23 protein-coding genes, 1 rRNA gene and 2 pseudogenes (1 of these 26 only partly in view) are annotated in these 26,879 nt (G+C 34.9%); 15 read left to right on the top strand and 11 right to left on the bottom strand.

Features of this window, described 5'->3' with window-relative positions:
- Window positions 1–8 precede the first annotated feature (8 nt).
- The gene (locus C1A40_RS17375; protein ID WP_102996983.1) at window positions 9–1,172 is read left to right on the top strand and encodes a sigma-54-dependent transcriptional regulator; all 1,164 of its coding nucleotides are present in this window, start codon (window positions 9–11) and stop codon (window positions 1,170–1,172) included.
- Between the two features lie 83 nt (window positions 1,173–1,255).
- Here the strand turns inward: C1A40_RS17375 and C1A40_RS17370 are convergent, their stop codons facing one another.
- A complete protein-coding gene (locus C1A40_RS17370) occupies window positions 1,256–2,029 on the bottom strand; it encodes a hypothetical protein (RefSeq protein ID WP_102996982.1) in 774 nt (257 codons plus the stop codon).
- A 136-nt stretch (window positions 2,030–2,165) separates the two neighbouring features.
- Here C1A40_RS17370 and C1A40_RS17365 point away from each other — a divergent pair, with 136 nt between their 5' ends.
- Both C1A40_RS17365 and C1A40_RS17360 read left to right on the top strand, forming a co-directional pair.
- Complete coding sequence (locus C1A40_RS17365; protein ID WP_102996981.1) at window positions 2,166–3,023, top strand: PPK2 family polyphosphate kinase; 858 nt, start codon at window positions 2,166–2,168, stop codon at window positions 3,021–3,023.
- A 90-nt stretch (window positions 3,024–3,113) separates the two neighbouring features.
- On the top strand, window positions 3,114–3,707 hold the full coding sequence (locus C1A40_RS17360) for a hypothetical protein (RefSeq protein WP_241910447.1): 594 nt from the start codon (window positions 3,114–3,116) through the stop codon (window positions 3,705–3,707).
- 87 nt (window positions 3,708–3,794) lie between these two features.
- Here the strand turns inward: C1A40_RS17360 and lysA are convergent, their stop codons facing one another.
- Window positions 3,795–5,030 carry a diaminopimelate decarboxylase gene (gene lysA / locus C1A40_RS17355; protein ID WP_102996979.1) on the bottom strand — a complete coding sequence of 412 codons (1,236 nt, stop codon included), beginning with the start codon at window positions 5,028–5,030 and terminating at the stop codon, window positions 3,795–3,797.
- A 193-nt stretch (window positions 5,031–5,223) separates the two neighbouring features.
- Between lysA and sucC the strand changes: the two genes are divergently transcribed.
- Window positions 5,224–6,417 (top strand): ADP-forming succinate--CoA ligase subunit beta, encoded by a 1,194-nt coding sequence (gene sucC / locus C1A40_RS17350; protein ID WP_102996978.1) that lies wholly within the window; start codon window positions 5,224–5,226, stop codon window positions 6,415–6,417.
- Between the two features lie 233 nt (window positions 6,418–6,650).
- Here sucC and C1A40_RS17345 read toward each other — a convergent pair whose 3' ends face one another.
- Window positions 6,651–7,268, bottom strand: a complete 618-nt coding sequence (locus tag C1A40_RS17345) for an outer membrane beta-barrel protein (protein WP_102996977.1) — start codon at window positions 7,266–7,268, stop codon at window positions 6,651–6,653.
- Window positions 7,269–7,452: 184 nt separating this feature from the next.
- Here C1A40_RS17345 and tgt point away from each other — a divergent pair, with 184 nt between their 5' ends.
- The 7 genes and pseudogenes from tgt (at window position 7,453) to C1A40_RS17310 (ending at window position 16,343) form a co-directional block, all read left to right on the top strand.
- The gene (gene tgt / locus C1A40_RS17340) at window positions 7,453–8,583 is read left to right on the top strand and encodes a tRNA guanosine(34) transglycosylase Tgt (protein WP_102996976.1); all 1,131 of its coding nucleotides are present in this window, start codon (window positions 7,453–7,455) and stop codon (window positions 8,581–8,583) included.
- Window positions 8,584–8,588: 5 nt separating this feature from the next.
- Window positions 8,589–9,665 carry an LptF/LptG family permease gene (locus C1A40_RS17335; protein ID WP_102997259.1) on the top strand — a complete coding sequence of 359 codons (1,077 nt, stop codon included), beginning with the start codon at window positions 8,589–8,591 and terminating at the stop codon, window positions 9,663–9,665.
- Window positions 9,666–9,954: 289 nt separating this feature from the next.
- Entirely contained in the window at window positions 9,955–10,908 is a 954-nt protein-coding gene (locus tag C1A40_RS17330; RefSeq protein WP_102996975.1) for an acetyl-CoA carboxylase carboxyltransferase subunit alpha, read from the top strand.
- Window positions 10,909–11,076: 168 nt separating this feature from the next.
- Window positions 11,077–12,624, top strand: a complete 1,548-nt coding sequence (gene dnaB, locus C1A40_RS17325) for a replicative DNA helicase (protein ID WP_102996974.1) — start codon at window positions 11,077–11,079, stop codon at window positions 12,622–12,624.
- Window positions 12,625–12,764: 140 nt separating this feature from the next.
- A complete protein-coding gene (locus C1A40_RS17320; protein WP_102996973.1) occupies window positions 12,765–13,949 on the top strand; it encodes an asparagine synthetase B in 1,185 nt (394 codons plus the stop codon).
- 27 nt (window positions 13,950–13,976) lie between these two features.
- Window positions 13,977–14,399, top strand: a pseudogene (locus C1A40_RS17315) (secondary thiamine-phosphate synthase enzyme YjbQ).
- Between the two features lie 750 nt (window positions 14,400–15,149).
- Window positions 15,150–16,343, top strand: coding sequence for an IS256 family transposase (locus C1A40_RS17310; protein WP_102994979.1), 1,194 nt, complete (start codon window positions 15,150–15,152; stop codon window positions 16,341–16,343).
- Between the two features lie 38 nt (window positions 16,344–16,381).
- Here C1A40_RS17310 and C1A40_RS17305 read toward each other — a convergent pair whose 3' ends face one another.
- Together C1A40_RS17305 and C1A40_RS17300 are read right to left on the bottom strand one after the other, a co-directional pair.
- Entirely contained in the window at window positions 16,382–17,320 is a 939-nt protein-coding gene (locus C1A40_RS17305) for an ISAon1 family transposase (protein ID WP_422395599.1), read from the bottom strand.
- A gap of 31 nt (window positions 17,321–17,351) precedes the next feature.
- Window positions 17,352–17,612, bottom strand: a pseudogene (locus tag C1A40_RS17300) (ISAon1 family transposase N-terminal region protein); the annotation flags it as partial.
- A 74-nt stretch (window positions 17,613–17,686) separates the two neighbouring features.
- Here C1A40_RS17300 and C1A40_RS17295 point away from each other — a divergent pair.
- A protein-coding gene (locus C1A40_RS17295; RefSeq protein ID WP_102994977.1) for an IS3 family transposase occupies window positions 17,687–18,849 on the top strand; the annotation gives its coding sequence in 2 pieces (ribosomal slippage) (window positions 17,687–17,924 and window positions 17,924–18,849; 1,164 coding nt in all).
- A gap of 279 nt (window positions 18,850–19,128) precedes the next feature.
- Here C1A40_RS17295 and rplT read toward each other — a convergent pair.
- The 4 genes from rplT to thrS form a co-directional block, all read right to left on the bottom strand.
- On the bottom strand, window positions 19,129–19,473 hold the full coding sequence (gene rplT / locus C1A40_RS17290; RefSeq protein ID WP_067150884.1) for a 50S ribosomal protein L20: 345 nt from the start codon (window positions 19,471–19,473) through the stop codon (window positions 19,129–19,131).
- A gap of 175 nt (window positions 19,474–19,648) precedes the next feature.
- Window positions 19,649–19,846, bottom strand: a complete 198-nt coding sequence (gene rpmI, locus C1A40_RS17285) for a 50S ribosomal protein L35 (protein WP_067150881.1) — start codon at window positions 19,844–19,846, stop codon at window positions 19,649–19,651.
- Window positions 19,847–19,933: 87 nt separating this feature from the next.
- On the bottom strand, window positions 19,934–20,479 hold the full coding sequence (infC, locus tag C1A40_RS17280) for a translation initiation factor IF-3 (protein WP_262509421.1): 546 nt from the start codon (window positions 20,477–20,479) through the stop codon (window positions 19,934–19,936).
- Window positions 20,480–20,514: 35 nt separating this feature from the next.
- Window positions 20,515–22,449 (bottom strand): threonine--tRNA ligase, encoded by a 1,935-nt coding sequence (thrS, locus tag C1A40_RS17275; RefSeq protein ID WP_102996971.1) that lies wholly within the window; start codon window positions 22,447–22,449, stop codon window positions 20,515–20,517.
- A 231-nt stretch (window positions 22,450–22,680) separates the two neighbouring features.
- On the opposite strand from thrS, the gene C1A40_RS17270 reads away from it, so the two are divergent.
- The gene (locus tag C1A40_RS17270; protein ID WP_102997258.1) at window positions 22,681–22,914 is read left to right on the top strand and encodes a hypothetical protein; all 234 of its coding nucleotides are present in this window, start codon (window positions 22,681–22,683) and stop codon (window positions 22,912–22,914) included.
- Window positions 22,914–23,231 carry a type II toxin-antitoxin system RelE/ParE family toxin gene (locus C1A40_RS17265; protein ID WP_102996970.1) on the top strand — a complete coding sequence of 106 codons (318 nt, stop codon included), beginning with the start codon at window positions 22,914–22,916 and terminating at the stop codon, window positions 23,229–23,231. The genes C1A40_RS17270 and C1A40_RS17265 overlap by 1 nt, the downstream gene beginning before the upstream one ends.
- 423 nt (window positions 23,232–23,654) lie before the next feature.
- Here C1A40_RS17265 and C1A40_RS17260 read toward each other — a convergent pair whose 3' ends face one another.
- On the bottom strand, window positions 23,655–24,599 hold the full coding sequence (locus tag C1A40_RS17260; RefSeq protein ID WP_479685328.1) for an ISAon1 family transposase: 945 nt from the start codon (window positions 24,597–24,599) through the stop codon (window positions 23,655–23,657).
- A 48-nt stretch (window positions 24,600–24,647) separates the two neighbouring features.
- Window positions 24,648–24,980, bottom strand: a complete 333-nt coding sequence (locus C1A40_RS17255) for an ISAon1 family transposase N-terminal region protein (RefSeq protein WP_102996968.1) — start codon at window positions 24,978–24,980, stop codon at window positions 24,648–24,650.
- 779 nt (window positions 24,981–25,759) lie between these two features.
- Between C1A40_RS17255 and C1A40_RS17245 the strand changes: the two genes are divergently transcribed.
- Window positions 25,760–26,879 (top strand): 16S ribosomal RNA (locus tag C1A40_RS17245); it runs 403 nt beyond the window's last position.

The following is a 26,879-nucleotide window of genomic DNA, read 5'->3' as shown; positions in this document are numbered from 1 at the left end:
ATAGAACTATGCCTAGAATATTAGTTATTGAAGATGAAGCCGCCATTAGACGCGTATTGGTTAAAATTCTTTCAGAAGAAAACGATACCTACAAAGTTGATGAAGCTGTTGATGGTTTAGAGGGCATTGAAAAAATAAAGAATGAGGATTATGACCTGGTGCTTTGCGATATCAAAATGCCAAAAATGGACGGCGTAGAGGTGTTAGAAGCTACAAAAAAGATAAAAGCAGAAGTTCCTATGGTTATGATTTCTGGTCACGGCGATTTAGATACCGCAGTAAATACCATGCGTTTAGGTGCTTTCGACTACATTTCTAAGCCACCCGATTTAAACCGACTGCTAAATACGGTTAGAAATGCTTTAGATAGAAAAGAACTGGTAGTGGCTAACAAAATACTAAAGAAAAAAGTTAGCAAAAAGTATGATATGATTGGAGAAAGTAAAGCCATTTCTCAAATTAAAGACATGATAGACAAAGTGGCTCCAACCGATGCCAGGGTTCTAATTACTGGGCCCAATGGTACAGGGAAGGAGTTGGTAGCTCATTGGTTGCACGAAAAGAGCGCCCGTTCTAAAGGCAGTTTGATAGAAGTTAACTGTGCTGCCATTCCTTCAGAACTTATTGAAAGTGAGTTGTTTGGTCATGTAAAAGGTGCTTTTACAAGTGCTAATAAAGATCGCGCCGGAAAGTTTGAAGCCGCTAATGGAGGTACCATTTTTTTAGATGAAATTGGAGATATGAGTTTATCGGCACAGGCTAAAGTATTACGGGCTCTGCAAGAAAATAAAATACAGCGTGTGGGTAGCGATAGAGATATAAAAGTTGATGTGCGTGTTATTGCAGCTACCAATAAAAATTTAAAAAAGGAGATTGAAGAAGGGCGTTTCCGTGAGGATTTATATCACCGATTAGCCGTTATTTTAATTGAAGTTCCTTCTTTAAATAATAGGAGAGAAGATATTCCTTTATTGGTTCGTCATTTTGCAGAAAAAATAGCTTCAGAAAACGGATCTTCTCAAAAGACCTTTTCCGATAAGGCTATTAAACTGCTCCAAGAGTACGACTGGACTGGTAATATTAGAGAACTTCGCAATGTTGTAGAACGTTTAATTATTTTAGGCGGACAAGAAGTAAGTGAGCAAGATGTTAAGTTATTTGCTTCTAAATAATTGAAATACATCAAAATCTTTAAGATATAAAAAAAGCTGTTTGACGAATCTAACAGCTTTTTTATGATAAAAACAAGTTCGTTTTAACTCGCTTCACATTGGTTTAAAGCTTCCAAATAGTTTTTGGTGATCGTTTTCATTTCATTAATGTAATGACTTTTAATCTCAGTAACAGACTTTGTTTCCAGATCTATAACAGTTTCTTCAAAAGTTATTGGTGAGTTGCTGCCATAAACCTTTAAAGTTTCATTGAAAGATTTCACATTCTCTAAAATCCGTGCTTTATAAGATTTAATAATTTGCTGTTTTCTAAGCGCTAATTCTTGAGCCTCTTGTTGTGCTAATTGCATTTTAATTTGTTCAGCTTTTAGCTTTAAAGCTTCTTGCTGTTGCTTTAATTTTAGCTGTTCCTGTTGTAAATCTGATAATTCGGTGCTACTAGTAGTATTCGAAACAGCTACAGTAGTGGTAGTTGGAGCTACCTTTTGGTATTGATTATAAGCACATTTGTCAATTTCAATTAAGCTTTCTTTGCTTAATTCACGACCGCGCTTTACAAAAAATCGACCGTCCTCATACGTTTCAGCCGATTCAACTTTTACAAGTAAATCAATACTCTTTTCAGCCAGTTCTACAGCTTTTTCACAGTTACAAAAGCTTAGGGCTTCTTTGGCAAGTTTAAAAGACTCTACCGATCTGTTAGCATAGTGTTTTAAGTGGCTAATATTATTCGATTCGTAGGAGTCTTTAACATGAGAATAAGCATTTCCGAGATAGGAATTTGCATTGTCACAATTGGTTTGAGCACTAACAACCATAGAGGCCGTTAGAAAAAATAGTAGGTAATAATTTTTCATAAAATTTGGGTTAACATAAATAGGTAGGTCTAAGATATAGAAAATATATGAAACCAAAGGCTGTCTTCTATTTCAAATTTTAAATTTACTATATTTAAGCTATTATAAAGCGTATTGTTAACTAAAATGAAAAGATATGGACATAAATCACTATAAAATAACATCAGAAATTACTTTAAAAAACACGCAAACGAAAGTTGTTTTTGATGATGCAGAAAAGGAACTAAAAAAGGTAAGAAAAAAACTAGGAAAGCTACAAGACACCTTATATGCGCATGGTAAATATGCGGTTTTAATCTGTTTACAAGGCATGGATACAGCGGGAAAAGACAGTTTAATTCGTGAGGTTTTTAAAGATTTTAATGCTCGAGGCGTTGTGGTGCATAGCTTTAAAGTACCAACAGAATTAGAGTTAAAACATGATTTTATCTGGCGTCATTACGTCGCTTTGCCTGCTCGTGGAAAATTTGGTGTTTTTAATAGAACACATTATGAAAATGTTTTGGTAACTCGTGTGCATCCCGAATATGTTTTAAGCGAAAACTTACCCCATGTCCATAGTGTAGATGATGTAAATGAAGACTTTTGGGATAAACGTTTCGAACAAATAAATAATTTTGAAAAACACGTGGCTCAAAACGGTACACTCATTTTTAAGTTCTTTTTAAACCTATCTAAATCAGAACAAAAAAATAGGCTGTTACGCCGTTTGAATAAACAAGAAAAAAATTGGAAATTCTCTCCTGGAGATTTAGAAGAACGTTTACTCTGGGATCAATATCAGGCTTGTTATGAGGATGCCATTAATAGAACCTCTAAACCTCATGCGCCTTGGTATAATATCCCGGCCGACGATAAGCCTTCTGCACGTTTATTAGTAGCTAAGATTATATATGAAACCTTAAAGCAATTTGATGATATTCAAGAACCAGAATTAGATGATGCCATCAAAGAACATCTTAAGGAGTATAAAAAACAATTAGAAACGGAATAATGCTTAGAGGTTTTTATGGAATTATGAAGGCCAAGATATAACAAGAACTAAAAGGAGTTATCACGTTGAAAATTTTTAGAAATATTATATTTGACGTTAAAAAAAATCATGATGTTTTTAAACAAATTCAAACTCCTTTTTATTTTATGCCTGATCGTTTTTTCAGTTGAAGCACAAGATAATATGACACCAGAAAAATTACCTTTTTATGAAATTCCAGAGGCGCCAGAAACCTATACTGCCGGAACTGTTGCCGCTCGTATGATTGATGGCTTAGGATTTAGATATTTCTGGGCTACAGAAGGCTTAACGGAAAAAGATTTGAATCACAAATGCAGCGAATCGGGAAGAACAAGTGCGGAAACTATCGAGCATATCTACGGTTTGTCTAAATTTATTAGAAACGCAGTGCTTAGCCATGATAAGGATTTGAATCAAGAAGTGTTAAGTTTTGAAGAGCAACGTAAACAGACCTTATTAAATTTGAAATTAGTGTCAGATATGTTGAGAAACACAGACAAACCATTGGTTTTAGAAGATACTGAAGTGTCGTTTTGGAATATTATTAATGGTCCAATTGCTGATGCTACTTGGCATTGCGGACAAATAGTAATGTTAAGGCGTGCTTCTGGAAACCCGTTTAATTCTAAGGTGAGTGTTTTTGCTGGAAAGTTGAAGGCCTAAATACTTTTGTAGTTAACAGATATAAAAAATCCTCTTTAGAACAAATAGTCTATAGAGGATTTTTTATGTTTATATTGAAAGTTCTGTTTATTTAGAAACGGCTACTTTCTTTTTAGGTGAAAAATCTACTTCCACTTGATTTTTTAGAATGTCTTCAAAAGTTTCACGTTTTCTAATAAGTTTCGCTTCATTATTATGCCATAATACTTCAGCAGGTTTAAACCTAGAATTGTAGTTGCTTGCCATAGAGAAGCAGTAAGCTCCTGCATTTCTAAAGCACAAAACATCGCCTTCTGTAATCTCGTTAATTCTTCGGTTGTTACCAAAGGTATCGGTTTCACAAATGTATCCCACAACGGTATAGAAACGCTCACGTCCGTTAGGATTTGAAATGTTTACAATATCGTGATGCGAACCGTAAAGCATTGGGCGAATTAAGTGATTAAAACCAGAATCAACTTGAGCAAAAACCGTCGATGTGGTTTGTTTCACAGCATTTACATGGGTTAAAAAACTACCAGATTCACTCACTAAAAATTTACCAGGTTCGAAAGCTAAGGTTAAATCTTTTCCATATTCTTTACAGAATTCATTAAATCTAGCTGTTAATTTCTCACCCAATTCTTCAATATTGGTTTCAATGTCTCCAGCTTTGTATGGTACTTTAAATCCAGATCCGAAATCAATAAAGTCTAAGCCTTTAAATTGTTTTGCTGTTTCAAATAAAATTTCACTAGCGTAAAGAAAAACTTCGATATCTAAAATATCACTGCCCGTATGCATATGAATACCGTTAATGTGCATTTTAGTATTTTCAACAATACGTAAAATGTGAGGTATTTGGTGTATTGAAATTCCAAATTTAGAATCTATATGTCCCACAGAAATATTGGCATTTCCTCCGGCCATAACATGTGGGTTAATACGAATACAAACAGGAATGTTAGGGTGTTTGGTACCAAATTGCTCTAATATAGAAAGGTTATCAATATTAATTTTTACGCCTAATTTAGCCGCTTGTTCAATTTCTAATAATGATACCCCATTAGGTGTAAAAATAATTTGATCGGGTGAAAACCCAGCCGCCAAGCCAAGTTGTACTTCCTGGATAGAAACCGTATCAATTCCAGAACCTAACGATTTAAAAAGCTTTAGAATAGAGATGTTAGATAGTGCCTTTACCGCATAATTAAGCTTTAATTTTTTTACGTTTTTAAAGGCGTTTGTTAATCTGTGATATTGAAATTCAATTTTTTCAGCATCATAAACATAAACTGGGCTTCCAAAATCTTCTGCAATTTTAAGCAATTGACTATCTAACATAATTTTAAAATTTTTGGCAAAGATATTTCTTTGTTGAATAAAAAAAAGGAATAAATAAAAAATTATACAAAATAAACAAAGTGTTAATTATTTAACTTTTACGTAAAAACTTATTGGTGTTTTCACTATTAAATATTAGGGTAAGTAAAGCCTATCATATATATTTGCTTTTTTCTTAAACAATTAGCAAATTATGAATTTACACGAATATCAAGGTAAAGAGATATTGAGTAGTTTTGGAGTTCGTATCCAAAGAGGTATTGTTGCACAGAATGCTCAGGAAGCAGTAGCTGCTGCAAAGCAATTAACTAGTGAAACCGGAACGAGCTGGCATGTTATTAAAGCCCAAATTCACGCTGGTGGTCGTGGTAAAGGTGGCGGAGTAAAACTTGCAAAAAATCTTCAAGAAGTTGAAGAAATTGCAGGACAAATCATTGGTATGGATTTGATTACGCCTCAAACTTCAGCAGAAGGTAAAAGAGTACACCAAGTATTAGTAGCCGAAGATGTTTACTATCCAGGAGAAAGCGAAACAAGCGAGTTTTATGTTTCTGTATTATTAAACCGAGCAACGGGGCGTAATATGATTATGTATTCTACAGAAGGTGGAATGGATATCGAAACTGTTGCTGAAGAAACACCTCATTTAATTTTTACTGAAGAAATTGATCCGAATGTAGGATTAGTTCCTTTCCAAGCAAGACGTATTGCATTTAACTTAGGTTTATCGGGTGTTGCTTTTAAAGAGATGACAAAATTCGTAACCGCTTTATATACTGCTTACGTAAAATCTGATTCTTCTTTGTTTGAAATCAATCCTGTTTTAAAAACAAGTGATGATAAAATCATGGCAGTTGACGCTAAAGTAACTATCGATGACAATGCCTTATACCGACATAAAAACTACGTAGATTTACGTGACGTTCGTGAGGAAAGCGCTATTGAAGTTGAAGCTGGAGAACTTGGCTTAAACTATGTTGACCTTGACGGAAACGTAGGTTGTATGGTTAACGGTGCTGGTTTAGCTATGGCAACTATGGATTTAATTAAGCAAGCAGGTGGAGAGCCAGCTAACTTCCTAGATGTTGGTGGTACGGCCGATGCAGCTCGTGTAGAAGCAGCTTTTAAAATTATCTTAAAAGATCCTGCTGTAAAAGCAATCCTTATTAATATTTTTGGTGGTATTGTACGTTGTGATCGTGTAGCTCAAGGTGTTATTGATGCTTACAAAAACATGGGTAACATCAATGTGCCGATTATTGTACGTTTACAAGGAACAAATGCCGATATCGCTAAAGAATTAATTGACAATTCTGGATTAGCTGTATTAAGTGCTACTGAATTCCAAGAGGCTGCAGATAAAGTACAACAAGTACTTGCAGAATAGTTTTAAGCGTTTAAAACAAACACTATAAATATAAAATCTCCGAGAGTTTTAACTTTCGGAGATTTTTGTTTTTAATCACATTTTTAAATTGAAGCTGTAAGAGTAAAGGTGACCTTTTAAGTTACTTTTCAAAGGGATATGCCTTAGCAGTCTGTGAAATTATTTCGAAAGACTCCATATAACAAAACGTATTTTTTGCCGACAGCTTTTAGGCGTATGACTAAAATTATTAATTAAAGTAATAAGGATAAACTCAATATTAATTGATTTGATCGGGTGTCTAGCCTATTTTCAGCCAGCGGAATATTAGAATTAATAATAGTAGCTTCGTTTTTAGTAAAGGCACGTTCGTATCTTAAATCAATACCAATTCTTTTTAAATTAAATCCAAACCCAATATTGAGCCCAACGGTAAAGTCTTTCTCCATATCATCAACCGATAAACCTTCAAAATCGGTGTCTAAAATGTATTGAAATGATGGGCCTGCAAATATACTTAAGGGACCAACAAGATCAAGTCCTGCTAGCATGGTGGCATCAATTTTTTGCATTTTAAAAGTATCATCATCATAGTCACTTTTGGTGTTCGTATAAACCAATTCGGGTCTTAAAAATATAAATCCACCTGTTTTTCCAAATACACCAACATGAAAACCTGTATTAGCCTTGGGGTTTTCGTAGGCGTTTTCTATATCATTAAAATAATCGCCGTTAGCGTTGTAATTTAAACCGCCCTTAATGCCCCAACCCGATCCTGATTGGGCTATTGAAAGACTCGGAATTACACAAAATAACAGTATGAAAAGTGTGCTTTTATACCATTTGCTTTTAAGATTTTTCGTGTTTTTCATAATTTTTAAGTTTGTTTTTTATTCAAATATAAATTCTAAAACGTTTTGAAAACAGTATTATTTTCTTTTTATAACAATCGTTTTCATTTTTCAGTTAATTATCTTTGCGCACTCCATTTTGTTTTTTGGTGTTAGAAGCCAATTGCAAATAGGTGATATATTTTTCAAAAGATAATAGAATAAAATGAAGTTCGAGATAAACGCACAAGATTCACAAAGTAAGGCAAGAGCTGGGAAAATCACCACAGATCACGGGGTTATTGAAACCCCAATTTTTATGCCTGTTGGAACGGTGGCCACCGTAAAAGGGGTGCACCAACGTGAATTAAAAGATGAGATTAATCCAGATATTATTTTAGGAAACACCTATCATTTATACCTGCGTCCGCAAACTAAAATTATTGAGAAAGCAGGTGGCCTTCATAAATTTATGAATTGGGATAGAAATATTTTAACCGATTCTGGAGGATACCAAGTGTACTCACTTTCAGCAAATAGAAAAATAAAGGAGGAAGGGGTAAAGTTTAAATCACATATCGATGGGAGTTATCATACCTTTACACCTGAAAATGTTATGGAAATTCAACGTAGTATTGGGGCCGATATTATCATGGCTTTTGATGAATGTACACCGTACCCTTGCGATTATAACTACGCAAAACGCTCCATGCATATGACTCATCGTTGGTTAGATCGCTGTATTAATCACTTAGAAAAAACACCTTTAAAGTATAATTATAATCAAGCATTTTTCCCAATTGTTCAGGGTAGTACATATACCGATTTACGAAAACAATCGGCTGAATATATTGCTAATGCAGGCGCTGTAGGAAATGCTATTGGAGGTTTATCGGTAGGAGAGCCAGCAGAGGAAATGTATGCCATGACCGATGTGGTATGTTCTATTTTACCAGAAGATAAACCGCGTTATTTAATGGGTGTGGGTACTCCAATAAATATTTTAGAAAATATAGCCTTAGGAGTTGATATGTTCGATTGTGTGATGCCAACCCGTAACGCAAGAAACGGCATGCTTTTTACAGCACATGGAACCATAAATATTAAAAACTTAAAATGGGCTGAAGATTTTTCACCTATTGATGAAATGGGTATCACTTTTGTTGATACCGAGTATTCTAAAGCATATTTACGCCATCTGTTTACTGTTAATGAATTGCTAGGTAAGCAAATAGCTACTATTCATAATTTAGGGTTTTATTTATGGTTGGTTCGAGAAGCAAGAAAACATATCTTAGCAGGAGATTTTAGAACATGGAAAGACATGATGGTAAAACAAATGAACAACCGCCTATAAGTGTAATGAAAATTTTAGATTGGTACATACTTAAGCGTTATTTGTTTACATTTTTCATGATGTTGCTGCTCTTTATTCCTATAGGAATAACGGTGCATTTAGCTGAAAAAATTGGTAAAATACTGGATAACAATGTTCCTTTACATGAGGTTCTAGTCTATCTTTTAGATTTTACCATTTACTTTGCTAATTTATTATTTCCATTATTTTTATTCTTATCTGTAATCTGGTTTACATCAAAATTAGCCAACAATACCGAAGTTATCGCATTTTTAAGTTCGGGAGTATCGTTTTATAGATTCTTACGACCATATATGATTGGTTCTTTTATTGTGGCCATTTTAGCCATTATAATGGGACTTTTTTTGGCACCAAAGGCTAGTGAAGGGTTTAACGATTTTAGCTATAAATATTTTAAATCTGGTAGAAGTGCTGTTGAAAATACTAATGTATTTAGGCAGATTAATGATAAAGAGATTATTTACGTAAGTAGCTTCGATGTTAAAAATAGCGTCGGTAATAATTTTACCTTAGAGCATTTTGAAGACAATAAATTAAAACACAAAATTAATGCTAGTAGTATTCGGTATATTGAAAGTGATACCACCTATCGTTTAACAAATTATGTGAAACGAGATATTGGTGAAAACGACGATGTATTGGATATTCAACGACGAAAAGACACCCTTTTTAGTTTTGATGTTGATGATCTAATCCCTGTTATTTATGCCGCTGAAACTAAAATGTATGGCGATTTAAAAAACTTTATAGCTAAAGAAGAGGCAAGGGGCTCCAGTAATGTAGGGCGTTTTAAATTAGTATTGTATCGCAAATGGAGTTTGCCGGTATCGGTATTTATTTTAACCATAATTGCTGTTGCCGTATCATCTATGAAACGTCGTGGAGGCATGGGGGTAAACCTAGCTTTAGGAATCTGTATTGCCATGGTATTTGTGTTTTTCGACAAAATTTTTGGTGTTATGGCCGAGCAATCAAATTTTCCTCCTCTAATTGCTGTTTGGTTCCCTAATGTTTTATTTGGCATATTAGCCGTTTTTCTCCTAATTAAAGCCAAGCGTTAAGGTTAGAAAACTATCGTAACTTATTCTCAAGAATTACAATAGTAACGGCCTTATTTATATGCAAAATGTCATTTAAAAATGATTACAAAAGCTGCAGATTAACATATTCAGAATAAAAAATAAAAGCTTTAATTAATATGTAAATTGTTGATTTTATTGTGTTAAACATGGGGAGCATGTTATTTACTAGAGGATAATCCTTAAAAAGAAAGCCAACTTAACATATAACACCATTAAATTTTTATATTTGCATATTAACCTAGAATTAAATTACAATAACTAAATTCCTATGGAATATTTAGAATTTGAATTACCTATAAAAGAACTTGAAGATCAGTTGCAAAAATGTGCCATTATTGGTAAGGAAAGCGAAGTAGACGTTTCGGAAACATGTTCTCAAATTGAAAAGAAATTAAAAGATACACAAAAGGAACTGTATAAAAATTTAACGCCTTGGCAACGTGTACAATTATCACGTCACCCAGACCGACCTTATACATTAGACTATATTAAAGCCATTTGTGGTATTTCTTTTTTAGAATTACACGGCGATAGAAGTTTTAAAGACGATAAGGCGATGATTGGTGGCTTAGGTAAAATTGGCGATCAAAGCTTTATGTTTATCGGTCAGCAAAAAGGCTATAACACGAAAACACGTCAGTATAGAAACTTCGGGATGGCAAATCCTGAAGGCTACCGAAAAGCGTTACGTTTAATGAAATCAGCCGAGAAATTTGGTATTCCTGTAGTAACCTTATTGGATACGCCAGGTGCTTACCCTGGTTTAGAAGCTGAAGAACGCGGACAAGGAGAAGCTATTGCTAGAAATATATTAGAAATGACCCGCTTAAAAGTACCCGTAATTACTGTTATTATTGGTGAAGGTGCCTCTGGAGGTGCTTTAGGTATTGGTGTAGGCGATCGTGTTTTTATGCTAGAAAACACCTGGTATTCTGTTATTTCTCCAGAATCTTGTTCTTCTATTTTATGGCGTAGCTGGGAATATAAAGAGCAGGCTGCCGAAGCTTTAAAGCTAACAGCCTCTGATATGAATAAATTAAAACTGGTTGACGGTATTATCAAAGAACCTCTTGGAGGCGCGCACAGAAACCGTGAAAAAACTTTTGAAACTGTTGGTGACACGATTATGAAAAGTTATGAAGAACTTAAAAAGTTGTCACCAGAAGATTTAGTTTCTCAACGTATGGACAAATATGCTAATATGGGGGTCTTTAAAGGCTAAACCTATATATACCAAAATATATTAAAATCTGAAGTCATTCCAACTTCAGATTTTTTATGCTTATTAACAAAATAATTAATTTATTAACAGCCGATTGTTGACGATTAGTGGACAATCATAAGCGTTAAAATTCATCAAAAGACTTTCTTTTTATTTACTTTCGTAGTTATGAAACAACCAAATCAATTAGCCTCCTATAAAGTAGACAAAAGCACGCTTATAAGCCTGGAAAAAGGTAAGATACCACCTCAAGCAATTGACTTAGAGGAAGTTGTGCTTGGTGCAATGATGATCGATAAGAAGGGGGTAGATGAAGTTATTGATATTTTAAGTAACGATGCGTTCTATAAAGAATCGCATCAATATATCTTTGAGGCTATTTTTCAATTGTTTGAAAACAGTGAACCTATCGACTTATTAACCGTTTCAACCCAATTAAAGAAAAACGGGAAACTGGAATTAGCTGGTGGCGATTTTTACTTAATTGGTTTAACAAATAAAGTGTCATCTTCGGCGCATATTGAGTTTCATGCCCGTATCATTTTGCAGAAATTTATTCAGCGTAGTTTGATTAAAATTTCTAGTGAAATTATTGAAGATTCATACGATGAAACAAAAGATGTATTTGATTTATTAGATACTGCCGAATCTAAATTATACGAAGTTACCCAAGGAAATATTAAAAAGTCTAGTGAATCGGCATTAGACTTAGTTATTCAGGCCAAGAAGAAAATTGAGGAAATTTCTAATAAAGAAGGTTTAAGTGGAATTCCAACAGGATTTCATAAATTGGATAAATTAACCTCAGGGTGGCAACCTTCCGATTTAATTATTATTGCTGCACGTCCAGGTATGGGAAAAACGGCATTAACCTTATCCATGGCAAGAAATATTGCTGTTGATCAAAATATCCCTGTAGCATTCTTCTCGTTAGAGATGGCTTCTGTACAGTTGATTACACGTTTGATTTCTAGTGAAACCGGACTGTCTTCTGAAAAATTACGTACTGGAAAATTAGAAAAACACGAGTGGGAACAGCTTAATGTCAAGGTTAAAGGTCTAGAAAATGCTCCTTTATATATTGATGATACGCCATCGCTTTCTATTTTCGATTTAAGAGCTAAAGCACGTCGTTTGGCTTCGCAACATGGCATTAAAATGATCATGATTGATTATTTACAGTTAATGACAGGTGGTTCAAACCACGGTGGAAATCGTGAGCAAGAGATCTCGATGATTTCTAGAAACTTAAAAGCCTTAGCAAAGGAACTTATGGTACCGGTAATTGCTTTATCTCAGTTATCGCGTGCTGTAGAAACCCGTGGTGGAAGTAAAAGACCTCTATTATCCGATTTACGTGAATCTGGTGCGATCGAGCAAGATGCCGATATTGTATCCTTTATTTACAGACCTGAGTATTATAAAATTGATGAGTGGGATGATGAAGAACGCTCGCCAACCGAAGGACAAGGGGAGTTTATTGTAGCTAAACACCGTAATGGCGGCTTGGAGAATATCCGTTTAAAATTCTTAGGACATTTAGGTAAATTCGATAACCTTGACGAATACGATTCACCTTTTGGTGATAACGAATTCCATTCTAAAATGAATGCAGGTTCTCCAGATAATGCTTTCAACTCCGATGATTTTAAAGCCAGCCCAGATCAAGCTTTTGGAAGTTCATTTAATGATGATGATAACGAAGTGCCTTTCTAGGAGATTTTAATATTTAAAATTTTTATAAAAGGTTTAACCCGCTGTATTTTTTGAGTATCTTTCAACCTATGAAGAAGGTGTTATGTATTCTATTGCTATTTATTTCGTCGCAAGCATTTGCCTCTTACGTTCTAATTCCCATGGATGCCGAGAGCCAAAAAAATCATCTTAAGGCTTATGGAATTACTTATTGGACTCTTAACCGAGATTTAAAGGTAAAGTGGCTACTAAATTATCGAGGTGGTTCTTTTTTGTTACCAGATACCGAAGGGGTACGTAGAGAATGCCAAATTCGAGGCGTCTCCTTTGAAGTTATTTCCAACGCTAAAACCGAAAGTATTTTAGAAGAAATTAGCAGTCCCAGTCAAAATATGGAGGCTGTTGTGTTAGAAAAGGCGCCTAAAATTGCTGTTTACACACCCAAAGGGAAATTACCTTGGGATGATGCGGTAACGATGGTATTACAATATGCTGAAATTCCTTATGAAACCGTTTACGATGAAGAAGTGCTTAATGATGGCTTATTAGTTTTCGATTGGTTACACTTACATCATGAAGATTTTACAGGGCAGTATGGGAAATTCTACGCCCAATACCGCGCAACATCTTGGTACATCGAAGAAAAAAAAGAAGCCGAAGCCTTGGCTTCAAAATTAGGTTACAATAAAGTTTCTGAAGAAAAACTGGCGGTCTCTTTAAAAATTCGGGATTATGTTATTGGTGGCGGATTTATGTTTGCCATGTGCAGTGCTACCGATAGTTTTGACATTGCCTTGTCGGCCGAAGGCGTTGATATTTGCGAGCCTATGTTTGATGGCGATGGGAGTACAGCAAACTATCAGAATAAAATTGATTACCATAAAACCTTTGCGTTTACCGATTTTTTATTAGAACGTAGCCCTTTGGTTTATGAGTTTTCATCTATAGATACGACTAGAAAGCGGCATGTACCTAAAACAGCCGATTATTTTACTTTAATGGATTTCTCAGCTAAGTGGGATCCTATTCCAACCATGTTATGTCAAAATCACACAGCCTTAGTTAAAGGTTTTATGGGACAAACAACGGCCTTTGCAAGAGATGAAATTAAATCGAATGTTTTGGTTTTAGGAGAAACAAAATCCAATGGCGAAGCCAAGTACATTCACGGGATAAAAGGCAAAGGCTTTTTTACGTTTTATGGAGGTCATGACCCCGAAGATTATCAGCATCGGGTAGGGGATGCTAAAACCGAATTAGATCTACATCCTACATCTCCAGGGTACCGCTTAATTCTGAATAACGTTTTGTTTCCAGCGGCTAAAAAGAAGAAACAAAAAACTTAATAGACTGCTATTTTTAATTGTTTTGATATGAATTTTTTTCAAAAAGAAGTACGATTAAAACCGTATTCAAGAGGTTTTCATCTTATTACTGAAGCTGTTTTAAGTGCTATTCCTGAAATAAAAATCATAAAAGTAGCTCAGTTACAAGTTCTTATAAAGCATACTTCGGCGAGTTTAACCATTAATGAAAATGCCGATTTTACAGTTAGACAGGATTTTTAAAGTCATTTTAATAAAATGGTACCCGAAAAGGCACCCTATTACAAACACACTTACGAAGGTCCAGACGATATGCCTGCGCATATTAAAGCTTCTTTATTAGGAGCTTCGGTTCAAATTCCAATTACAAACGGTAAACTTAATTTATGGGTCTGGCAAGGTATTTACCCTTGTGAACACCGCGATTATGGTGGTGAACGAAAGTTGGTGGTTACCGCTTTTGGGGTGTGATTCTAATTCAATTCATTTAAGCTTGTTGCAAAAGCTTGTCATTTCGACGATAGGAGAAATCTCTGATCCCATTGCTTTAAGATAAGACCTGTCTGAGAATAGATTCCTCACTCTGTATCGGAATGACATAACATTTCTTTCTAAGATTTTATAATGACTTGTGTTTAAAAGGACCTTTCAGGTTTTAAAACCTGAAGGGGCTCTAGAAGGTATTATTCTGACAGTTTCAATATAGAGCATTTGTTGTTTTATTTGATTATAGAATGAATTGTAATGAAAGGATCTATGTTTACTAAATTAAATCAATAAGCTATTAATCATAAGTAATTCACAATCTTGTCATTTCGACAATAGGAGAAATATCAGAAACCTTTTTTTTAAGATAAAGCCTACCTGAGTTGAGATTCCTCACTTCGTATCGGAATGACATATCAAATTGGAATGACACCATTCACTTTTTTAAAATCGGCATGTGTTTACTATACCTATGAATTCTCCGCGTTAGGGATTGCAGTGGAAAGCTTTTGGCGAGGCGAGCATCGAGCCAAAACTTGTAACGGAAAGCCCGACCAGATGACCTGAGCAGAGACGGGATCAGTCCTAAAAGTTGGGGACTAGGCATAAATTTGTGCTAATCTAAAGAGGAAGAATTCCTTGGGACTGTAAACTATTTTGTGTTTTTGCTGTTAGTTAGTTTAAAAATGATTTTGAAATTCATAGGCAAAAAATTTACTTTTAAATTTTTATTTTATGAACTCAGACTTAGAAAAACAATTAGACGCCTTGATCGGCAAAATCAGCAACAAGGAGGACTTTGACCAGGTCAAGGAACAGTTGCTTAAACGTGGTATTGAATCACTTTTAAAAGCAGAAATGACTGCCCACTTAGGGTTTCAAAAAGGAGGTTCTGTAATTGAGAACAACCAGCGCAATGGTTTCTCAGAGAAAACTATCAAGACTCATAACGGCGAACAACGCATCAAAATCCCCAGAGATCGTCAAGCGAGCTTTGAGCCTGTTATTGTCCCCAAACATCAATCGATTAGTCAAGAATTAGAAGATTGTATTCAACTGCTTTACGCCAAAGGTATGAGCAATAGCGATATTATTGATTTTATTGAAAGTACCTATGGAGTGCAGTATTCCACATCACAGGTATCCATTATCACCAATCAATTATTGGAAGACATCAAACAATGGCAGAATAGACCTTTAGAAGACGTATATCCCATTGTCTGGATAGATGCTATTCATTATAAAATACGTCAAGAAGGCAAGGTAATATCTAAAGCCTGTATGATAGTTTTAGGGGTGAATACCGAAGGGCAACAAGATATTTTGAGCATGAGTATTGTGGAGACAGAAAAGGCAGCTGCTTGGATGTCCATTTTAGACGATCTGCGCTCTAGAGGCGTAAAAGATATCTTCTTTCTGTGTTCGGATAACCTCTCTGGATTAGATAAAGCTGTAGAAGCTATTTTTCCAGGTAGTATACGTCAAATATGTATCGTACATCAAATTAGAAACTCTTTAAAATATGTGAGCTATAAGGACCGTAAATCAATAATGGTCGATATTAAAGCTATTTATCAAGCCGATAATGAGAAATTCGCTTTAGAGGCTTTCGAAGTCTTTAAACAAAATTGGGAAGATAAATACCTCTCTGCCGTACAGTCTTGGGAAAACAATTGGGATAATTTGACCTCGTTTTTAAACTACCCAAAAGAGATTAGAAAACTTATATATACTACCAATATCATTGAGAGTTTTAATGCCAGTTTAAGAAAATATACACGCAACAAAAAAGTCTTTCCTCATGATGATGCAGCACTGAAATCCATATATTTAGCAGCTCAAAGCATCAGCAAAAAATGGAAGAAAACACGATTTAAATGGGGCCAAATTTACAATCAATTGTATATTTGTTTTCCAAACAGGTTATAATCTATATTATTTTAACCTATGAATTTTGAAATTATTTTTCAAAAACACAAAATTTTGGATAAACTCAATTCCTTATTTCTCACACCTCTAAGTTGTTGTCTAAAGGCTTTGATCTTTGCATTAAAAGATTCAGCAGCCGCATTGGTACTTCTGTTGTCAAAATAGTTTAATATTCCCCTGTAATTTAGGGAGATTGTGTTCATAACAACTCTAAAGCTTTTAAAGCCACTATTTTCAATTTGATTGTACCAAAGTGCCAATTTAGTCATTGCTATATTTTTGTCTGTACAAGTATTATAAATTACTCTTAGCTGGTTTGACAAGTCATAAGCTTCCTTTATCATAGGGTATTGCATGAATAAAATTCCTGCCCTTTCCTTTTGGGAACTAGTCCATTTGTCAGGACTTTTGAATAGAAGATACCTACTTCGTGCTAGCAGTTGTTTGCGCGTATCCCCGTTACTAAATACTTCTGCTAGATACTGGTAGTTATTATTTTTAGCTGTCTTGATAGCCTCATTTTCTAGTTCTAGAGCTTGCCAGCGGTATTTTACTCTAATGTCTTGTACAGTATCAGAAGCTAGTTGTTGTACATGAAAGCGATCAATGACTTGCACGGCTCTTGGGAAGCTCTTCTTTGCAATTAGTTTCATGCCACCGGCCATAACTAAGGTTATTTCTTCTACCAACCTCCGCTTGCCTTCAGGTATCTTTTTAAGATATTTAATAACCTCTTCAGACTTAGTTCCTGAAATAATAGCTACAATAGAACCTGCTCTACCTTTGGCTTTTTTATTGGTTACTACGGTGTATAACTCTCCTTGTGAAAGTGCTATTTCATCTATAGATAATCGTTTGCCAATATTTTGAGGGTAGACTAACCATTTGGAGGATTGCTTAAGGTATTCCCAATCTTTAAATTCACTTAAATAATCTCGATATTGGCGCTGTAGCTTTTTACCATCTAAACCATACAAATTAGCTATAGTTTGCGTGCTAGTATTGTTATTATCGATTAATTTCTTTTAAAAAAGCGGCAAACTCGGTGGTCATACGAGTGCCTTTTGCTACATTATTCCAGTCTCTTTGCAGGGTTTCTTTTGTGTCTACATCACGCCATCTGCGGCGCTTTAAATGCAGATAAACTAGTTTCCCTCTAAGTGGAAAATCCTCGATAATTATTTCTTTATGAAAACCTTTAGATTCTACTTTACGTGTTTTAAAACTATTTGGGACAATGTTCTTCTCTTCGAAATACAACCGAAGTTTATCTTCTGTTGAAGAACTGAAGTGTCTACCTTTGTTGTGACGGTTTTATATAGAGTATAAACTATATTTGAATTATGGGAAAAAAATATGACAACGAGTTTAAATCGATGATATTAGATTTATCCAAATCTGGTATACCAACAAAACAACTGAGTGAAGAATATGGAGTTCATACAAGTGTTATTAATAGAAGGAAACAAGAGTATGATTTAAAAGGAGGAGATTTTTCTAAAAATGAACCTAAATCCAAAGAACATCAAGAACTTATAGCATTAAAAAAGGAATTAAGAGATGTTAAAATGGAACGTGACATCTTAAAAAAGGCGGTGAGCATCTTTTCCAAGAGCGACAGATAAGGTATAACTTCATTTTATCAAACAAAAATACTTATCCTGTCGAAAAGACGTGCAAATGCATGAAGGTTAGTAAAAATGCTTATTACCATTGGCTTAAAACCAAAGACACCTTAAAGGTTAATTCCTCTAAATCATTTTTAAAAGACAGAATCGAAGCTATATTTGACAATAGTAAACAGATTTATGGTAGCTATCGAATTCAAAAACAACTTGAACGAGAAAAGCTTTTTTATTCCCGTTCATATGTGGGGTTACTTATGAAAGAAATGGGACTAAGAAGTGTATTGAATAAGAAATTTGTGGTAACTACGGATTCAAATCATTCTCTAAAAACAGCTAAAAATGAATTAGACAGGGATTTTACCAGTTTTTCTTTAGGCTACAAATTAGTCTCTGACATTACGTATATAAGAGTTAATCAACAATGGAACTATTTAACCACGATAATGGATTTGGCTGATAGAAAAATAATAGGCTGGTCTTTAAGTGAAGATATGACTACTGAGAATACGGTTTTAAAGGCCTGGGTTGATGCTAGAAGAAACAGAGTGATAAACCAGCAGTGTATTTTTCATTCGGACAGGGGTGTGCAATATGCATCCAACAGAATCACAAATATGTTCTTTTTTAATCAAAAAGTGATACAAAGCATGAGTAGAAAGGGAAATTGCTGGGATAATGCTGTAGCTGAAAGTTTTTTTAAAACCATTAAATATGAGTGGATTAACAGATTTAAGTATACGTCTTATAATCAATTATACAAATCTATTGATCAATATTTAAACTGGTATAACACTCAAAGATTACATTCTAGTTTAGGATACATGACGCCTCTTGAAAAAGAATTACAATTAAAAGGATTTATTAACAAAGCTGCTTAGTATAAAATAGTACCAAATTTATTAGGTAGTCCAAACTACTTTTAAAACTAAAATGAGCTACCAGAAAATCAGGTAGTAATAAGGATAATAAATCTTTAGAAATTTCCACGGAATTTAATTTTTTCCAAAGATAAAATTATTTTTACTCCCCAACTTTTGCTCTTGATCCCAGAGACGAAGGGCAGGTGGTAACGCCCAAATTAGTCATAAAAAAAACCGACTCTTTCGAATCGGTTTCCTTTATTAAGCGAATAATATGTTATACAATAGGCAAAAGCCTTATTTTACTTTTTCAATTACAGCTTTGAAAGCCTCTGGGTTATTCATAGCTAAATCGGCTAAAACCTTACGGTTTAATTCGATATCGTTAGCTTTTAATTGTCCCATGAATTGAGAATAAGATAAACCATGTTCTCTGGCTGCTGCGTTAATACGCGTGATCCATAAAGCACGGAATGTTCTCTTTTTGTTTCTACGGTCTCTGTACGAGTATTGCATCGCTTTGTCAACCGCATTTTTTGCTACTGTCCAAACGTTTTTACGTCTTCCAAAGTAACCTTTTGCTTGTTTAAGAACCTTTTTTCTTCTGGCTCTTTTTGCTACAGAATTTACTGATCTTGGCATAATTTTAAATGTGTTTTGTAGTAGGCGGCTAAACTTTGTTATTGGTTTCTAGTTATTGGTTTTTGGTCTATTGCTATAGGTCAAACTTTTTAACTTTTAACTTTTAACTTTTAACTCTTTTAAACTGGCCTAACTCCAGGGTTTATAAATTGTTTTAACCGATTAAAACCGATGCTTATTTTAAACGCATCATGGTTTTAATGTTATCCTCATCTGCTTTGTGTACCAAACCATCATGAGTTAACTTAAGCTTACGCTTTTTAGATTTCTTTGTTAAGATGTGACTCTTAAAAGCGTGCTTTCTTTTAATCTTACCAGTACCTGTTAACTTGAAACGTTTTTTGGCACTAGATTTTGTTTTCATTTTAGGCATTTTCTTTTCCTAGATTATAATTATTTCGCTTAATTATTTTTACGCCGAACACAGGTTTCAGCTTTTTTTTCTCTTAACAGATGTGTTTTACTTTTTTGGAGCAATAAACATCGTCATACGTTTACCTTCTAATCGAGGCATTTGCTCTACTTTTCCAAATTCTTCAAGATCTTGAGCTAATTTTAATAGCAAAATCTGACCTTGTTCCTTGAAAATGATTGAACGTCCTTTAAAGAATACGAAAGCTTTTAACTTAGCGCCTTCTTTTAGGAATTTCTCGGCATGTTTCTTTTTAAACTCGTAGTCATGATCATCGGTTTGTGGACCAAAACGAATTTCTTTAATGATAACCTTGGTGGCTTTCGATTTTAAAGCTTTATCACGCTTCTTTTGTTCGTAAAGAAACTTCTTATAATCCATAACCTTACAAACCGGTGGGTCTGCATTAGGAGATATTTCTACAAGATCTAACTCTTGCTCGTTAGCGATTCTTAAGGCATCACCTTTAGTATAAATACCAATCTCAACGTTATCACCTACAAGGCGTAACTTTTGAGCAGTAATTTTAGAGTTAATTTTGTGCTTGTCCTCTTGCGAAACCCTTCTAGGTTGCTGTCTTCTTCTAATTGCTATGGCGTTATGGTTTTAAATTAAACTTATTTTATTTCTTAAAACGATTTCAACGTTTTTTTAATGTCTTCTTTTATTATTTCAGAGAAGGCTTCAACGGAAATCATTCCTAAATCTGCTCCACCATGTTGGCGTACAGTAATTTTGCCTTCTGCTTCTTCTTGCTCCCCAATAATGATCATATAAGGATGCTTCTGCATTTCCGCTTCACGAATTTTCTTCCCTATTGTTTCATTTCTATGATCTACAAGGGCGCGAATTTCGTCATTTTCTAGCAAATTTAAAACTTTTTGTGAGTATTTTTCATATTTCTCGCTAATTGATAATATAATTACCTGTGTTGGCATGAGCCAAAGCGGGAAATTACCCCCTGTATGTTCTAACAATAATGCTACAAAACGCTCCATACTTCCAAACGGCGCACGGTGAATCATTACTGGGCGATGCGACTCGTTATCACTGCCTTTGTAAGATAATTCAAAACGCTCTGGTAAGTTGTAATCCACTTGAATGGTACCTAGTTGCCAGCGTCTTCCAAGGGCATCCTTAACCATGAAATCTAATTTCGGACCGTAAAAAGCAGCTTCACCTTCCTCAATAACGTAATTTAAACCTTTATCGGACGCGGCGTTAATAATCGCTTGTTCTGCTTTTTCCCAATTAGCAACATCACCTATATATTTATCAGGATTTTTAGGATCACGAATAGATACTTGCGCAGTAAAGTTTTCAAACCCTAACGAGCCGAATACATAAAGTACCAAATCGATAACATCTTTAAATTCTTTATCCAATTGATCTGGAGTACAGAAAATATGGGCGTCATCTTGAGTAAAACCACGAACTCGGGTTAAACCGTGCAATTCACCACTTTGTTCGTAACGATAAACGGTACCAAATTCAGCAAAACGTTTTGGTAAATCTTTATAACTCCATTGGGTACTGTTGTAAATCTCACAGTGGTGCGGACAGTTCATTGGTTTTAATAAAAACTCCTCATCTTCCTTTGGTGTTAAAATAGGTTGGAAGCTGTCTTCACCATATTTAGCATAATGCCCAGAAGTTTCATAAAGCTCCTTTTGTCCAATATGTGGTGTGACCACCATTTCGTAACCTGCTTTTTTCTGAGCCGCTTTTAAGAAATTCTCTAAACGCTCACGTAAAGCAGCACCTTTTGGTAACCATAACGGTAAACCTTGGCCCACACGTTTTGAAAAAGTAAAAAGCTCAAGCTCTTTACCTAATTTTCTATGGTCACGTTTTTTTGCTTCTTCAAGCATTTCTATGTATTCGGTCAATTCTTTTTGCTTCGGAAATGAAATACCATAAACACGCGTTAACTGCGGGTTATTTTCATTACCTCTCCAGTAAGCACCGGCAACACTTAAAATTTTAACGGCTTTTATAATCCCTGTGTTCGGGATATGTCCGCCACGACATAAATCGGTAAACGTCGAATGGTCACAAAATGTAATGGTACCATCTTCTAAGTTTTCGATTAATTCCGTTTTAAACGGATTGTTTTTATATAAATCTAAAGCTTCTGCCTTGCTCGCCGAGCGCATTTTAAAATCATGCTTCCCTCTAGCGATTTCTAGCATTTTAGTTTCAATAGATTTAAAATCTTTTTCAGATACATTATGATCTCCAAAATCTACATCATAATAAAACCCGTTTTCAATAGCAGGACCAATGGTAAGTTTTGCGCCTTGGTATAGTTCTTCTATGGCTTGGGCTAATACGTGAGCCGAACTGTGCCAGAAAGCTGTTTTACCTTCGTCGTCTCTCCAGGTGTATAAAACTAAAGAACCATCGGTGGTTAAAGGTGTAACGGTTTCAATGTTTGTACCATTAAAATTCGCCGAAATCACGTTTCTTGCAAATCCTTCACTTATGCTCTTAGCAACATCCATAGGTGTAACGCCTTCATCAAACGTTTTCACACTGCCATCAGGTAATGTAATATGTATCATATAAAAATTTAAAATCAGGTTGCAAAGATAATGGTATAAACAAATACTCACAATATATATATAGGTATAATTTGTGTTAAGGATTGTTCAAAATTAAAATGATGGGCTACTCCTATATATAATGATGGTTTATTTGTATTAGGCTTTGCAACAAGTTGAAAAATTTGTTAAACCAAGAAAGGGGCAGAATGAATTTGATAATTTAGTATCTTTGATAAAATGAAAACGGAAATGAATATAGAATCTCGAAAACTACAATTTATTCAAGAATTCTTAAAACTTCAAAGCGAGGAGGTTATTTCTAAGCTTGAGAAAATTTTGAAAAAGGAAAATATTGATTCTGATGAAAAGGTTTTGAAACCAATGACAATTGATGAATTAAATGAAAGAGTTGATCAATCGGAATCCGATTTTAAGAATAATCGATTTAAAACGAGTTCTGAGCTTTTAGCCAAATATGAATAATGAATTTTAAAATTATTTGGTCTGACTTTTCAGCAACTCAACTTGACGATATTTTTGAATATTATAGAAGTAAGGCAAGTCTAAAAGTTGCTACCAAAATTGTTACTGGTATTATTAAAGAATCAGAAAAGTTGGCAAATGCGACTTGTATTGGACAAGGGGAGGAGTTACTTAAAGAAAGAACAACTCAATATCGTTATTTGGTTTTCAAAAATTATAAATTAATCTATTCTGTTGATGAAGAAAACGGATTAATAAAAATCGCCGATGTTTTTGATACCCGACAAAATCCACCAAAAATAAAACGGACAAAATAAAACGGTTGCTAAGAACGGTGTATCTTCATGGTTAGTTCGAGCCTGATAACCATAATTCTTTCTATTTATCAATTCGGATTTTATATGTTTCTTTCACGCTTAATTACTTCACAACTCATACATGTAATTAGTCCATATCATAAAGTGTGTTTCTTTATTCCTATATATAAGGATACTATTGAAATATATGCTAGGCATGTGTACGGGGATATAGTTGTTAGAAATTAAGTGTTAGGTAAAACATATATATATAATAGGATAGTTGTAATAGAGTAGGGGTAGAGTTAAAAAGAACTCAGCTTTATATTGGTAAGTGAATATTATTATCAAAGTTTAAGCTTATGTAAGGTGTAATTTCGATTGATAAGGGAGTGTTACCATTATTTAAAATCATTTTTTCGGATCAGTCCTAAAAGTTGGGGACTAGGCATAAATTTGTGCTAATCTAAAGAGGAAGAATTCCTTATTTCTCACACCTCTAAGTTGTTGTCTAAAGGCTTTGATCTTTGCATTAAAAGATTCAGCAGCCGCATTGGTACTTCTGTTGTCAAAATAGTTTAATATTCCCCTGTAATTTAGGGAGATTGTGTTCATAACAACTCTAAAGCTTTTAAAGCCACTATTTTCAATTTGATTGTACCAAAGTGCCAATTTAGTCATTGCTATATTTTTGTCTGTACAAGTATTGTAAATTACTCTTAGCTGGTTTGACAAGTCATAAGCTTCCTTTATCATAGGGTATTGCTTGAATAAAATTCCTGCCCTTTCCTTTTGGGAACTAGTCCATTTGTCAGGACTTTTGAATAGAAGATACCTACTTCGTGCTAGCAGTTGTTTGCGCGTATCCCCGTTACTAAATACTTCTGCTAGATACTGGTAGTTATTATTTTTAGCTGTCTTGATAGCCTCATTTTCTAGTTCTAGAGCTTGCCAGCGGTATTTTACTCTAATGTCTTGTACAGCATCAGAAGCTAGTTGTTGTACATGAAAGCGATCAATGACTTGCACGGCTCTTGGGAAGCTCTTCTTTGCAATTAGTTTCATGCTACCGGCCATATCTAAGGTTATTTCTTCTACCAACCTCCGCTTGCCTTCAGGTATCTTTTTAAGATATTTAATAACCTCTTCGGCCTTAGTTCCTGAAATAATAGCTACAATAGAACCTGCTCTACCTTTGGCTTTTTTATTGGTTACTACGGTGTATAACTCTCCTTGTGAAAGTGCTATTTCATCTATAGATAATCGTTTGCCAATATTTTGAGGGTAGACTAACCATTTGGTGGATTGCTCAAGGTATTCCCAATCTTTAAATTCACTTAAATAATCTCGATATTGGCGCTGTAGCTTTTTACCATCTAAACCATACAAATTAGCTATAGTTTGCGTGCTAGTATTGTTATTATCGATTAATTTCTTTTAAAAAGCGGCAAACTCGGTGGTCATACGAGTGCCTTTTGCTACATTATTCCAGTCTCTTTGCAGGGTTTCTTTTGTGTCTACATCACGCCATCTGCGGCGCTTTAAATGCAGATAAACTAGTTTCCCTCTAAGTGGAAAATCCTCGATAATTATTTCTTTATGAAAACCTTTAGATTCTACTTTACGTGTTTTAAAACTATTTGGGACAATGTTCTTCTCTTCGAAATACAACCGAAGTTTATCTTCTGTTGAAGAACTACTTTTAAAACTAAAATGAGCTACCAGAAAATCAGGTAGTAATAAGGATAATAAATCTTTAGAAATTTCCACGGAATTTAATTTTTTCCAAAGATAAAATTATTTTTACTCCCCAACTTTTGTGCTTGATCCATTTTTTCTATTAAAACATACTAGTTTTCTAGTTGTATTATAAATATTAGCCTTTCGGCGGAAGGCTCTTCAGGTACATCATGGTTACTATTTATAGTAATATCCACGACAAGCATCGAGTTTTTTTTAATGAGTATGACATCTGAAGCAATTATTTTACAATGTAAATAACACGTTTACTGAGGGTTAATTCCATCATCAAAAAAACTTTAAAAAAAAGCGATAAAAAGTTTGTTTGGGAGAAGGAAAGGTTTGTATATTTGCACCCCGCTAACGAAGGCGTCAGTCTTATAAAGCGGTAGTTCATTGAGTTGTTTTGGTATTAAAATAAGGTTAAAAAAACTTTTAAAAAATAATCAAAAAAAAGCATTGTGGGTTTAATAAAAGGTTGTATGTTTGCAGCCGCTAAAAACAGCAGGTCTGTTGGAGGTGAGGAGTTCATAAAGCAGTTTTGGTTGTTAAGATTTAAAGCGAAAAAAACTTTAAAAAAAATATCAAAAAAACATTGTGAGTTTAAAAAAAGGGTTTTACATTTGCACCCGCTTAGCAAGGAAACGAGCTAAAGAAAAGAGAAACAAGTTCATAAACATATTGAATTGACAGCGTAAGAATTGAATTGGAAACGATTTAATTCAACAAAGAGAATAGACCATTTTGAGTACTAGAGATTCTAATTAGTTGTTAAAGCTGTTACCTTATAGGTAGCGCATAAAAATTTAACGATGAAGAGTTTGATCCTGGCTCAGGATGAACGCTAGCGGCAGGCCTAACACATGCAAGTCGAGGGGTAACATAGAAAAGCTTGCTTTTTTGATGACGACCGGCGCACGGGTGCGTAACGCGTATAGAATCTACCTTTTGCTACTGGATAGCCCAGAGAAATTTGGATTAATACAGTATAGTATCATATTACTGCATGGTATTTATGATTAAAGGTTACGGCAAAAGATGACTATGCGTCCTATTAGCTAGTTGGTGTGGTAACGGCATACCAAGGCAACGATAGGTAGGGGCCCTGAGAGGGGGATCCCCCACACTGGTACTGAGACACGGACCAGACTCCTACGGGAGGCAGCAGTGAGGAATATTGGACAATGGAGGCAACTCTGATCCAGCCATGCCGCGTGCAGGATGACTGCCCTATGGGTTGTAAACTGCTTTTATACAGGAAGAAACCACGCTACGTGTAGCGTTCTGACGGTACTGTAAGAATAAGGATCGGCTAACTCCGTGCCAGCAGCCGCGGTAATACGGAGGATCCAAGCGTTATCCGGAATCATTGGGTTTAAAGGGTCCGTAGGTGGATGATTAAGTCAGGGGTGAAAGTTTGCAGCTCAACTGTAAAATTGCCCTTGATACTGGTTATCTTGAATCATTATGAAGTGGTTAGAATATGTAGTGTAGCGGTGAAATGCATAGATATTACATAGAATACCAATTGCGAAGGCAGATCACTAATAATGTATTGACACTGATGGACGAAAGCGTAGGTAGCGAACGGGATTAGATACCCCGGTAGTCTACGCCGTAAACGATGGATACTAGCTGTTCGGATTTATCTGAGTGGCTAAGCGAAAGTGATAAGTATCCCACCTGGGGAGTACGTTCGCAAGAATGAAACTCAAAGGAATTGACGGGGGCCCGCACAAGCGGTGGAGCATGTGGTTTAATTCGATGATACGCGAGGAACCTTACCAGGGCTTAAATGTAAGTTGCATTAGTTAGAGATAGCTATTTCTTCGGACTACTTACAAGGTGCTGCATGGTTGTCGTCAGCTCGTGCCGTGAGGTGTCAGGTTAAGTCCTATAACGAGCGCAACCCCTGTTGTTAGTTGCCAG

The organism is Tamlana carrageenivorans (assembly GCF_002893765.1).
GTDB classification, from domain to species: Bacteria; Bacteroidota; Bacteroidia; order Flavobacteriales; family Flavobacteriaceae; genus Pseudotamlana; species Pseudotamlana carrageenivorans.
The sequence above is the reverse complement of the archived record's forward strand: the minus strand, read 5'-3'. Positions and strand labels throughout refer to the sequence as shown.